General features: G+C 65.3%; 10 protein-coding genes. 2 read left to right on the top strand and 8 right to left on the bottom strand.

Going from position 1 to position 12242, the window contains the following annotated elements; genetic code table 11:
- Positions 1–35 precede the first annotated feature (35 nt).
- Both ABIE08_RS11315 and ABIE08_RS11310 read right to left on the bottom strand, forming a co-directional pair.
- Positions 36–1658 (bottom strand): GMC family oxidoreductase, encoded by a 1623-nt coding sequence (locus ABIE08_RS11315; RefSeq protein ID WP_354551016.1) that lies wholly within the window; start codon positions 1656–1658, stop codon positions 36–38.
- Positions 1659–1686: 28 nt separating this feature from the next.
- Entirely contained in the window at positions 1687–2412 is a 726-nt protein-coding gene (locus tag ABIE08_RS11310; RefSeq protein ID WP_354551015.1) for an FCD domain-containing protein, read from the bottom strand.
- A 219-nt stretch (positions 2413–2631) separates the two neighbouring features.
- On the opposite strand from ABIE08_RS11310, the gene ABIE08_RS11305 reads away from it, so the two are divergent.
- Together ABIE08_RS11305 and ABIE08_RS11300 are read left to right on the top strand one after the other, a co-directional pair.
- Entirely contained in the window at positions 2632–4107 is a 1476-nt protein-coding gene (locus tag ABIE08_RS11305; protein ID WP_354551014.1) for an aldehyde dehydrogenase family protein, read from the top strand.
- Positions 4108–4159: 52 nt separating this feature from the next.
- Entirely contained in the window at positions 4160–5260 is a 1101-nt protein-coding gene (locus tag ABIE08_RS11300; RefSeq protein WP_354551012.1) for a mandelate racemase/muconate lactonizing enzyme family protein, read from the top strand.
- Between the two features lie 192 nt (positions 5261–5452).
- On the opposite strand, the gene ABIE08_RS11295 is transcribed toward ABIE08_RS11300, so the two are convergent.
- The 6 genes from ABIE08_RS11295 to ABIE08_RS11270 all read right to left on the bottom strand — a co-directional run bounded on the left by ABIE08_RS11295 (position 5453) and on the right by ABIE08_RS11270 (position 12147).
- On the bottom strand, positions 5453–5659 hold the full coding sequence (locus ABIE08_RS11295) for a hypothetical protein (RefSeq protein WP_354551011.1): 207 nt from the start codon (positions 5657–5659) through the stop codon (positions 5453–5455).
- A 172-nt stretch (positions 5660–5831) separates the two neighbouring features.
- Positions 5832–8777, bottom strand: a complete 2946-nt coding sequence (locus ABIE08_RS11290) for a hybrid sensor histidine kinase/response regulator (protein WP_354551010.1) — start codon at positions 8775–8777, stop codon at positions 5832–5834.
- Between the two features lie 289 nt (positions 8778–9066).
- On the bottom strand, positions 9067–10326 hold the full coding sequence (locus ABIE08_RS11285; RefSeq protein WP_354551008.1) for an NAD(P)/FAD-dependent oxidoreductase: 1260 nt from the start codon (positions 10324–10326) through the stop codon (positions 9067–9069).
- A 6-nt stretch (positions 10327–10332) separates the two neighbouring features.
- Positions 10333–10800, bottom strand: a complete 468-nt coding sequence (locus ABIE08_RS11280; RefSeq protein WP_354551007.1) for an MgtC/SapB family protein — start codon at positions 10798–10800, stop codon at positions 10333–10335.
- Positions 10801–10889: 89 nt separating this feature from the next.
- Positions 10890–11927 (bottom strand): DNA topoisomerase IB, encoded by a 1038-nt coding sequence (locus ABIE08_RS11275; protein ID WP_354551006.1) that lies wholly within the window; start codon positions 11925–11927, stop codon positions 10890–10892.
- Positions 11911–12147 (bottom strand): hypothetical protein, encoded by a 237-nt coding sequence (locus ABIE08_RS11270; protein WP_354551005.1) that lies wholly within the window; start codon positions 12145–12147, stop codon positions 11911–11913. The genes ABIE08_RS11275 and ABIE08_RS11270 overlap by 17 nt, the downstream gene beginning before the upstream one ends.
- Positions 12148–12242 lie beyond the last annotated feature (95 nt).

The raw sequence follows: 12242 nt of genomic DNA, 5'->3' as shown, positions 1-12242 counted from the left end.
CGCGGGCGGGAGAGGGGGCTGGCCGCCCGTGCTGCTTAGCGCGGATTGAGGATGAAGTCGGCGCAGCGGTCGCCCAGCATCATCGCCGGCGCATTGGTGTTGCCGGCGTTGATGTTCGGCACCGCCGACATGTCGCAGACCCGCAGCCGTTCGACGCCGCGCACGCGCATGCGGGAATCCAGCACCGCCATCGGGTCGCCATCCGCGCCCATCTTGCAGGTGCCGGCCGGATGATAGTTGGTCTTCACGAAGCGCCGGCAATGGGTGCGCAGCGCCTCCTCGTCCGGATCCGGTTGGGCGGGCAGGGCGACGCGCTCGATCCGGCGGGCGAGCGGCTCGGTATGGAAGGCACGCAGGAAGAAGCGCTGTCCGGCCACCATCTGGCGCATGTCGTCCTCGTCCTTGAGCAGGTTGGGCGAGACGAGCGGCATGGCGGAGGGATCGGCCGAGCGCAGCTTGACGTAGCCGCGCGACTTCGGCTTGACCACTACCGTGGTGATGGTGACGCCATAGGTGTCCTTCATCGACTTGCGCGTGTCGCGGTCGAGATAGACGATCGGCACGCAGAAGGCCTGGATGGTCGGTGGCGCGTCGGGATCGAGCGGGTTGACGAAGGCGCCGGCCTCGACGCCGGCCGTGGTGATCGGGCCGCTGCCGAACAGTTTGAACTGGATGCCGTTCTTCAGCATCCGCCAGCCATTGCCCTGGTTGAAATAGCCGAACTTGCCATTGGTCGTGCCGGTGATCGGCACTTCCGGATGGTCGATCAGATTGGCGCCGACGCCCGGCAGGTCCACCTTGCACTCGATGCCGTGCTCGGCCAGATGGGCCGCCGGCCCGATGCCGGAGAGCATCAGCAGCTTGGGGCTGACCAGCGCGCCGGAGCTGACGATCACCTCGCCCTTGGCATAGGCCGTGTGCTCGGTCTCGCCGATGCGATACTGGACGCCGACGGCGGCGCCGTTCTCGATCAGGATGCGCGAGACCTCGGCATGCAGCCGGACGGTCAGGCGCGGATCGTTCTTCAGCGGCTCGACGAAGGCATAGGCGGCGCTGCTGCGCTTCCCGGCCCGGTTCATGAACTGGTAGAAGCCGACGCCGCGCTGCGACGGGCCGTTGAAGTCGGGATTGAACGGCTCGCGGAGCGCCTGCACCGCCTGGACGAACCAGCGCGACAGTTCGTTGACATGGCCCGGGTCGGAGACGAGCAGCGGGCCATCGGCGCCATGGGCGTCGTTGTTCAGCCGGTTGTTGCCTTCCATGCCGCGGAAATGCTGCAGCACCGCGTTCCAGCTCCAGTCGGCGCCGTCATTGTTGCCGCGCAGGATCTGGTCCCATTCGTCGTAATCGGAAGGACGGCCGCGAATATAGACCTGCGCATTCACCGACGAACCGCCGCCGAGCACATTGCCCTGCGGGATGTCATGCTCGCGGCCATCGAGATGCGGCTGCGGCACCGTCGTGTGGTACTTCATGTACTTGCTGCCATTGATCATCTTGAAGATGCCAGGCGGCATGTCGAGCAGGGGGTGATGGTGCGAATGCCCGGCCTCGAGCAGCAGGACGCGGTGATTGCCCTTGGTGACCAGTTGCGCGGCGGCGACGCAGCCGGCCGACCCGCCTCCGACGACGATATAGTCAAACTCCTCCCGAGCCACTCTCGAAATCCTCCCTGGTATCCGTGAATTAAAATGTGCCGCGCACCGTCTCCCACGCCTCGCTCAGATGGGCGAGAAGCGCCTTTTCGGCGGCGTCTGGATCCCGGTCGATGATGGCGTCGAAGATGGCCTTGTGGCCGGCGTAGTAGATCAGGTTTTGTTCCGGCGAGCGGCTCATGCTCTGCCAATGCTCGAACAGCCAGGTCACGAAGGCCCTGTGCACGGCCGGGAACACCGGATTTCCCAGAATGCCGTAGAAAACAGCGTGAAAGGCGACGTCGGTATTGTCGAACAGCACGGGATCGTCGATCGCGGCGTGGTTGCGCTCGAGCGCGGCGCGGAGCGCGGCGATGTCTTCCTTGCGCGCATGCAGGGCGGCGTGCCGCACCAGCGATGCCTCGAGAAAGATGCGCACGTCGTAGAGGGTCTTCACGCCGCCATCCTGCCGCAGCAGGTGGCTGACCACGCCGCCCACGGCGGAGAAGGCCGCATCATAGCCCGGCTTGCGCACGACCGGCCGGTGGCGCGGCTTGCTTTCAAGCAGGCCCCGGGTGGTCAGCGTCGCGATCGCCTCGCGCACCACCGTGCGGCTGATGCCGAAGCGGCCCATCAGGTCGCGCTCGGGCGGCAGGAGGCTGCCGTTCTCCAGCAGGCCGGAAACGATATCCTGTTCGATCGTCGCGACGACGATGTCGGCGGCGCGGTGCTCCCCGGTGCGGGGCGGCATGTCGTCGAGCGTCAGGTCGTTCAGCATGGGTCTCCATCCGGCCTGCGAAGTCCGTTGCCGCAGCAATCCACCAATCGCCCGCGAAGATCAATAGCGTGGATCTGGACCGACCAAAAGATCGGGCGATTGGCGCCGGTTGGCATCAAATGCTGACTAATCTTTGTAAAATCCAGAACATTTGACAAAATGGGATGAGGTGTGGTCCAACCTCTGCAAAATTTGGTCCGACCAAATCTGGAGGAAGTTGTGCTCGAAAAGCTTGGTGGCGTCGTGGCGGAAACCCCGTCGCATATCGGTATGTTCATTGGCGGCGCCTGGCAGGCCGAAAGCGCGGCGCCGGTGGTCGAGATCGAGAATCCTGCCAATGGCGACATCATCGGCACCGTTCCCGGCGGCTCCGCGGAGCATGCGCAGGCGGCCCTCGACGCCGCCAAAGGGGCACAACCCGGCTGGGCGGCCATACCCGCCCCGGAGCGCGGCAGGCTGGTCGGCCTGCTGGCCAATGCCGTGCGCGACCATCGCGATCTCCTGGCCCATGTTGTCGTCGCCGAGCAGGGCAAGCCGCTCAACCAGGCCTATGGCGAGATCGGCGCGACCGAGGCGTTCCTGCGCTATGCGGCCGAAAGTGGCCGTCGCATTGAGGGCGACATCATGCCCTCCGACGCCGCCAATGAGGAAATCTGGATCCGCCGGGCGCCCTATGGCGTGGTGGTGGGTCTGACGGCGTGGAACTATCCCTCGGCGCTGACGGCGCGCAAGCTCGGTCCGGCGCTGGTCGCCGGCAACACCTTCGTCCTCAAGGCGCATGAGTTCACGCCGCTGTCGGGCCTGGCCATCGCCGCCCTGGCGGAGAAGGTCGGCATTCCGGCCGGCGTCTTCAACGTGGTGACGGGAACCGGTCGCACGGTCGGCCAGGCTCTGGTCGAAAGCCCGCAATCCGACCTGATCACCATGACCGGCAGCACGCGCGCCGGCCGCGAGATCTATGCCTCGGGCGCCGCCCGCATCAAGCCGATCCGCCTCGAACTCGGCGGCAAGGCCCCGTTCATCGTCATGGAAGACGCCGATATCGACCGCGCGGTCGAGAGCGCGGTGACGGCGCGCTACACCAATTGCGGCCAGATCTGCACCTGCAACGAGCGCATGTATCTGCACCGCGCCATCGCGGATGAGTTCATCCAGAAGTTCATTGCCCGCAGCCGCGCCCTCATCATCGGCGACCCGCTCGACAATCCCGACATCGGGCCGAAGATCAGTGGCCCGGAGGTCGACAAGATCGCCGATATCGTGCGCCGCAGTGTCGAGGCCGGCGCTGAGGTCCTGCTCGAAGGCGGCAAGCTGAGCGAGGGCGTCCACTCCAAGGGCCATTGGTATGCGCCGACCGTCCTGCTCGCCAAGGACAATGCGATCCCCGCCATGCGCGAGGAGATCTTCGGGCCGGTCGTGCCGATCGTCATCGTCGACGATTTCGAGGAAGCGCTGCGGCTCGCCAACGATTCCGACTATGGCCTCTCGGCCTATGTCTATACCGGCAGCCTGAAGCGGCTGATGCGGGTCGCGGCAGGCCTGAACTTCGGCGAGATCTACTTCAACCGCACCAATGGCGAGCTTCTTCAGGGCTTCCACAGCGGCTGGGGACAGTCCGGTCTGGGCGGCGAGGACGGCAAATACGGCCTGGATGGCTATTTCCAGAAGAAGACCATGTACGTCAACTGGGGCTGATCTGGCTTCGCCGGGTCGTTCGACATCAAAATTCTTCAAGGGGAAGAGAAACATGTCCAGCCGTCAAGCCATTACCGGCATCCGATCGCGCGTCTTCCGGGTTCCGCTTGAGGAGCCGATGCAGGATGCGCGGCACGGCCTGCAGACCTATTTCGAGCTGGTAACGGCCGAGATCGAGACTGCGGACGGCCAGTCGGGCCTTGGCTATACCTACACGATCGGCACCGGCGGCCACGCCACCAAGGCGATGATCGACCACGACCTCGCGCCGATGCTGATTGGCCACGACGCCGACGATATCGATACGCTTTATGACGAGATGCAGTCGCGCCTGCACTATGTCGGCCGTGGCGGCATCGCCTCCTTCGCCATCTCGGCGATCGACATCGCGCTGTGGGATCTGCGCGGCCTCCGGCAGAACCTGCCGCTCTGGAAAATGGCGGGCGGCGCCGGCAAGTCGCCCCTGACCTATCGCGGCGGCGTCGATCTGAACTATCCGATCGAGAAGCTGGTCCAAAGCGTGGGCGGCTATCTCGACCAGGGCTACCGCGCCATCAAGATCAAGATCGGCAAGCCGGACCTGGCCGAAGACGTGGCGCGTCTGCGTGCCGTGCGCGACCGGATCGGGCCGTCGAACAAGCTGATGGTCGACGGCAATTTCGGCTATGACCTCGACCGCGCCATGGCGGCGGGCAAAGCCTTCGAACCGTTCGATCTGACCTGGTTCGAAGAGCCGATGGAGCCCGATGACTTCGCCGGCTATGGGGAACTCGCCAAGGCTACCCGCGTGCCGCTGGCGATGGGTGAAAACCTGCACACGCTGCAGGAGTTCAAGCATGCCTTCGAGCATTCGTCGCTGTCCTTCATCCAGCCCGACGCGTCGAATTGCGGTGGCGTCACCGGCTTCCTGCGTGTCGCGAAGCTGGCCGAGCCGCTGGGGATTCCGGTCTGCAGCCATGGCATGCAGGAACTGCATGTGAGCCTCGTCCCGGCCGTGCCGAATGCGGGCTGGCTGGAGGTGCATGCGTTCCAGATCGATCGCTACACGCTGCGCCCGCTGGTGGTGGTGGATGGCCGCGCCGTGGCGCCGGACGAGCCCGGCAGCGGCGTCCGGTTCGACTGGGCCGCGCTGGAAGCTCTCCCCATCGCCTGACGCTTCTCCTTGAAGCGGCGAGGCACTCCAACCGATTGACCAGAATTGATATTTCGAGCGAGGCCGTGACGGCGGCGCTCCAAAGGTCCGAGAAATGAAAAGCCCCGGAAGCCTGAGCGCATGCAGCGTTCAGGCTTCCGGGGCTGTTTCTATTTCAGGCTTATAAGCAAAGGATGGAACGGGCGGGCCGTTCTATTCGCCGAGGCGCTCGATCAGGCCGCCATCGGCGCGCTCTTCGTCGGTCAATGCGGAGGTGCCGGTCTTCTGGCCTGGGGCGGGAAGTTCGGTCTGACGCACGACGCAGGCGGCCCGCTGCAACGCGGATCTCGCCTCATCGCTGATCGACTGCTCGGCGAGTTGCTCAAGCTCCTCGCGAAGCGTCGGTAGTGATTGCTCCATATCCGTTCTCAAACCCCGATTCAGGGCGAGAGACAGCTCTCACCAGAGATACAAGTTTATCCGACCTCGGTTGCAAAGTCGAATGCCGGAAGGGGCGGCACGAGCGTTCTAGCGGAACGTGCACACCCCAGATCACGCCTACGGCCGGATGATGCTTAGCCGGCTTTAGAAGCTATTCCTCGCCCGGCGAGGACGATGCGGTAGCCGCCTCGATGGCCGCCTGCATGTCGTCCCCGTCATAGGGCTTTCGCAGCAGAATGCCGGGCTTGCCGGGCAAGGCAGGCGCCTGGCTGTCGCCGGTGGCGAAGACGATCGGGATCTCCGGCTGCATCGCCCGCGCCATCAGCGCAAAGTCGGCGCCGGAGATGCCGGGCAGTCCGAGATCGGTCACGATGACATCGAGCGGATGGGCCTCCAGGGCGGCGAGCCCCTGCTCGGCATCGCGCGCTTCGATGACCTCGTGGCCGAGTTCCTCCAGCACGTCGATGGAGTTGATCCGGATCATCACCTCATCCTCGACCAGCAGCACGCGCAGCGGCCGGGCTTCCTGCTGAGCCGGCGGCGGGGGCGCGACGGGCCGGGCGGCCTCGGGCGCCGACAGCACCGCCTTGGCGGCATTGCGCTGCTGCTCGTTACCGAGCACATGGCGGATCTTCCGCGCCAGCGCCTCGACGGTGTAAGGCTTGGAAAGCAGCTCGACATTGGCGTCGAGGCGGCCGCCATGCACGATGGAATTCTCCGTATAGCCGGAGGTGAAGAGAACCGCGATGCCGGGGATGCGCTCGCGTGCCTTGCGGGCGAGATCCGTGCTCTTCAGCGTTCCCGGCATCACCACGTCGGTAAAGAGCATGTCGATCGGGATGCCGCTTTCGATGATGCTGAGCGCGCTGTCGGCATCCTTTGCCTTGAGGACGCGATAGCCGAGCCCGCCCAGCATGTCGATCACGGCGGCGCGGACTTCTTCATCATCCTCGGCGACCAGAATGGTCTCTTCGCCGCCGGTGACGGGGCCATAGTCCTGGGTGGACGGAACGTCCTCGGTTTGCTGCGTGCGCGGCAGATAGAGCTTCACCGTCGTGCCATGGCCGAGCTCGCTGTAGATCTTGACGTGGCCGCCGGACTGCTTCGTGAAACCGAACACCATGGCAAGGCCGAGCCCCGTGCCCTTGCCGGCCGGCTTCGTCGAAAAGAAGGGTTCGAACACGCGCGACATGACTTCGGGCGTCATGCCGCAGCCGGTATCGCTCACCGCCATTACGACATACTGGCCGGGAACAACCTCGGGCTGGGCGCGGGCGTAGGTCTCGTCGAGGAAGGCATTGCCCGCTTCGATGGTGAGCTTGCCCGTCCCCTCCATAGCGTCGCGGGCGTTGATGCAGAGATTGAGCAGGGCGTTCTCGATCTGGGTCGGATCGGCGAAGGTGTTCCAGAGGCCGCCGGAGACGAGAACCTCGATCTCGATGCTCTCGCCTAGCGTCCGCCGCAGCATGTCTTCCATGCCATAGACGAAGCGGCCGACATTGAGGACCTTCGGCGCCAGGGGTTGGCGACGGCCGAAGGCGAGCAGCTGGCTGGCGAGCTTGGCGCCGCGCCCGACCGCCGTCAGGGCGGTGGCGACCCGGCGTTCGGCCCGCTCGTTGCCGGATATGTCGCGGCTCAGCAATTGCAGATTGCCGGAGAGAACCTGCAGCAGATTGTTGAAATCATGCGCCACGCCGCCGGTCAGATTGCCGATCGCCTCCATTTTCTGGGCTTGCTGCAGCGCTGCTTCGGCGCTGCGACGTTCGGCCATCTCGGCGTCCATGCGCGCCTCGAGCGTCTCGGTCCATTCGGCAAGCGCGCGTGCCGTGGCCTTGGCTTCCTCGATGTCGGTATTGGTCCCGACCCAGCGTCGGATCGAGCCATCGTCGTCCCGCACCGGCATGGCGCGGACCAGGAACCAGCGATAGCTGCCATCGGCGCGGCGGATGCGGAACTCGGTCTCGTATTGCGTGCCCGCTTGCAGCGCCGAACGCCATTTGGTGGTGACTGACGGCACGTCGTCGGGATGGACCAGCGACAGCCAGCCATCCTCGTCAAGATCGCCGGCCCCGGCGCCGCTGTAGCGGTAGACCTGGTCGTTGAACCAGTCGAGTTGTCCTTCCGGCGTCGCCGTCCAGAAATGGTTGGGCATCACCTGCGCAAAGGTGCGGAACTGCGCCTCGCTGGCATTGGCCGCGCGGCGCGCCAGCACGCGCTCCGTGACGTCGGTGCCCTGGGCGAAGATGCCGATGATCGATCCGGTATCGTCGCGAAGCGGGTGATAGACGAGGTCGACGAAACGCTGCTCGCTCTCGTCATCCGGCCGGCGTTGCAGCATCACCGGCATTTCGAGGCCGATGAAGGGTTCGCCCGTCTCGAAAACCCGGTCCAGCCGTTCGAAATAGCCCTGGCCGGAGAGTTCCGGCAGCGCCGCGCGGATCGGCTTGCCGACGATGTCGCGATGGCCGACCAGAGCCAGATAGGCCGGGTTGGCCAGATCGAAGACATGGTCGCGTCCCGTTAGCCGCGCCATGAAGCCGGGGGCCTGCTGGAACATCTGGCTGAGCCGTTCCCGCTCGCCTTGGAGCCACTGCTCCGCCTTCACCTTGGAGGTCGTCTCGACGACGATGGCGATGACGCCGATCGGCAGGCCGTTTTCGTCCGGGATCGGCGAATAGTCGAGGTTCATCCAGACCTGCTCGGGAACGCCGTTTCGATACAGCGTGAGCTCCTGGTCCTTGTAGGCGAGGGTGCCCCCGCCGAGACCGACCTTCATCACATGGGCGTTGAAATCGGCAACCTCGGGCCACCCCTCGAGCACCTTGCTGCCGAGAATGACGGGATGACGGCCGCCCGCAAAGCGGGAATAGCCGTCATTGTAGATCATCACGCCATCGGCGCCCCAGAGCATCACGATCGGCACCGGCGAGCGCAGGACGAGTCCGATGGTCGTCTTGAGCGACTGCGGCCAGTCTGCGACGGGCCCGAGGGAAGTGGATGCCCAATCATAGCCGGCGATGCGCTCGGCCATCTCACCGCCGCCTGCCAGAAAGCCGGTATCCGAGCCAGACGACGCGGGCGTATTGTTCTGGCTCATATCCGTGAACTTCTTCCAGTTGCGCGGGCTAATCGTTTGCGATCAAGCGGTTATAGGGGCATCGACACCCTGTTTCAAATGAAACAGGACATCATCCGGTCGTGAACGCTGCATCGGCAAGCGAGAATAGTCGAGGGTCGCTGCGGAGCTGGTGCATGTCCCTCAACGCGATCCAAATTCCTCCCCGGAAACATCTGCCAGCCTTCCCGATCTTCCAATCTATACAATCATCCGGTGTTCCATCCTCGCGCGGCACCTATCGCTGGCGCTCCTGGGATCGTATCTTTCATCAAGTTGAAGGCTGCCCGCGATCCAGCGCGAAATCGTCGAACCACGGCCGCGGCGCGCCCGCGACGAGTTCAGCGATGATGCGCGAAGCCATGAAGCTGAAGGTGATGCCGTTGCCGCCATAGCCATAGGCTGCGAGGATATTGCGCGCGCCCGGCACCGGGCCAATCAAGGGAAGCCCGTCTTCCGTCTGGCCGAAGGCGGCCGTCCAGGACGAGGTGAAGGTGTAATCGCGATCGGGCCATAGAGCGCGCATCCGGCGGGCGAGGGTTGCCGACTTCTCGGCCATCTTCTTGTCGCGCTCGTCCGCGTCCTCGATCACCTCATCCTCGCCGCCCACGACGATCTCGTCCGTTTGGGTCAGGCGGGCATAGAGATAGGGATCGTCCGCCTCCCAGAGCAGCGCCCGGTCATTCCAGATCGCATTGCGCGGCACGGGGCCTGTCGAGACGCACCAGGTCGACACGATGCTGTGCAAATCGGAGCGGACGAAATCCGGCATGTCATAGCCGGTCGCCAGCACGATCTTCTTGGCGTGCAGCGAGGCGCCGGAGGCGAGCGCGACATAGGCCGCGTCGTCGTCCCAGTCGTAGCGAACCGCCTCGTCGGCAACCAGCCGCGCGCCGCCCCGGAACGCGGTCTGAAGCAGGCCATGCGAAAGCAGAACCGGATCGGCTTCGGCCGATCCCGGGGAGATGAGAGCCGCCGGCCTGTCGAAGCCGAAGGCGCCGATCAGTTCCTCGCGCGAGAGCAAAGCCCCAGGCAGCCCGGCCCGGGCGCGGGCCGCGTGCTCTTGCGCCAGATCGCCGGCGCCTTCGCCGGCCGGCGCCAGATAGAGCGAGGGCCGCAGGGCAAACTGGCAGGGCAGGGCAAGTTGCTCGACCATATCGGCGATGCCCGATACCGCGAGAAGGCTGCGCTGGTAGACGGCGGAAGCCTTCTCGAAGCCGTAGAGATCGGCCAGTTCTACCAGGGGCGTGTCGATTTCCCACAGCAGCATCGCGGTGCTGGCCGCCGTGCTACCCCGTCCGGGAAACGCCCGGTCGACGACGATCACCGAATGGCCAGCCCGCGTCAGGATTTCCGCCGTCATGGCGCCGGTTATGCCGGCGCCGACGACCACCACGTCGCAGCTGACTGTCCCCGACACGCGCAGCAGCGGCATCTTCTGCGGCCAGTGAAGCTGCCATGGGCCGGAGCCGTTGCGGAGCGGATGGATCGAGGAATTGCTGGATGGGCTTGCGAAGTCGAGATCAGCCACAATCCCTCACCGGCCGCGGGGGAGAAAGGACAGCAGGCCGAAGGTCGCCAGGGCAATCACCGTGCAGAGCAAGGCGATCTGCCAGAAGCCCAGCCCTACGGCGAGCCCGGCCGCGCCGGCGAGCCACATGCCGGCCCCGGTGGTGAGGCCATGCACTTCGCCCTTGGAGAAAAAGATCAGGCCCGCCGCCAGGAAGGCGACGCCGGCCGTGGTGGCCTCGACCAGGCGCAGCGGGTCAATCCGGATTTCCTGGCCGCCGAAATCGCCCAGATGCGTGATTTCGGTGGCGATGATCGCGATGGCCGCCGTACTCACGCAAATGAGGATATGCGTGCGCAATCCGGCTGGGCGGTTTCGCCATTCCCTTTCGAAACCGACGATGGCGCCGAGCACGGCTGCCAGCAGCAGGCGGGCCGAGATGACGGAGAAGGGCAGCCAGGTCTTCTGGCCAAACTGCTGTGCGAACTCTTCCATGTCTGGCGCTATGCCTCCTTTTGGCCCGCCGTTAAACGGTTTCGCCTCGATCCGGTTCCAGCGCGAACGCACAAGGTTTTCGAGGCGGCTCAGGAGGCGATGAGGCGCTTCACCAGGCTCTCGCTGCGCTTGCGCAGGCCGACGCTCCGGCAGGTCTTCACGATGGCGGGGAGACCGCCCGCGGCGAAGGCCTCGACGATGCGGGAATGGACGTAGCTCTTGCGGGTGACGGCCGGGGTATTGCCGAGGCGCTCCGCCACTTTCCGCATGACGGCAGCGATCTGCCGGCGCTGGCGCGTCTCGACCGTCTCCGGCTCCATCGCGGCGAATTCCTGCGCCGCGAGCGCGTTGGCAGCCAGCATCCGGAGATCTTTCGCGGTGATTTCGGCGCCGGAGATCTCCTTCAGATAGGCGTTGATCTCCTGCGCATGGATGAGCTTTACCGCACCGGAAGCATCCTGATATTGCAGGAGGCGGCGGCCCGGAAGTTCGGCGATCCGGCTCAGCGCGCGAGCAAGCGGGGAATGCAGCACCGTACAGCGGAACTGCGTGCCGCCCTTGCCGCGAAAGCAGAGCAGGACCTGCTCCTTGCCGAGACTGGAATGCCGCTTGAGCAAGGTTGCCGCACCGCGAGCACCGCTGGTCGAGACATATGCCTCGCAGCCGACGCGAATATGGGTCTCGTCGAGGATCGCGACGGCGCAGGCGAGCGCCTTCGAGCGGTCGAGCTTCCGGCGCGCCATGTCGGCCCGGACGCGGGCGCGGATCTTCGGCAGCACGTCGAGAAGAAGGGCCAGCCTCTCGATCTTTCGGGATTCGCGAACGCCGGTCCAGTTCTCGTGATAGCGATGCTGCCAGCGCCCGGCCGCGTCGCGTCCGATTGCCTGCAGATGCGAGGTCGGGTCGCTCGAGATGCGGACGTCTTCATAGGCGGGCGGGATGGCCAGCTTGGCGATCCGCTCCAAGGCAGCCTTGGCGCGGATCGTCCGTCCCTTGCGATCGACATAGGAGAAGCCGCGACCGCGGCGGCGCCGTCGGATGCCAAGATCCTCGGCGCGCGCCCGCTTCAGCTCTTCCAGCGGCTCGGACGCGGCTACGGCTTCCTCGAGCTCAGAGCTGTCCGGCATCATGGTCCCGCGGGATATGACCGGCCGAACGCGGCGCGGCAGCGCCAAAGTCGATCATCGCGCGACGGGTCTCCCGCTTCTGTTCGCGGGCCGTGCCCCGGGCCAGGAGGTTGGACGCTTCCGTCCAGTAGTCGAGCGGATGGGACCAGATCGGTCGACCCTTCGCCTCGAAGATCCGCTCGGCTTCGGCCCGGATGGACTGTTCTGAAATTGCCGTCATGGCTGTCTCCTTGCTGATCGAGATGATGGTCGGTGATTGCTCCAACGACAGCGCGCCTCGCGAGTTCCGGCAACATCACAGGAGAGCGCGAGGAA

Origin of the sequence: Kaistia defluvii (genome assembly GCF_040548815.1) — a bacterium.
Classification (GTDB): domain Bacteria; phylum Pseudomonadota; class Alphaproteobacteria; order Rhizobiales; family Kaistiaceae; genus Kaistia; species Kaistia defluvii_A.
Note: the sequence above shows the minus strand (reverse complement) of the source record. Positions and strands in the feature narration are given on the sequence as shown.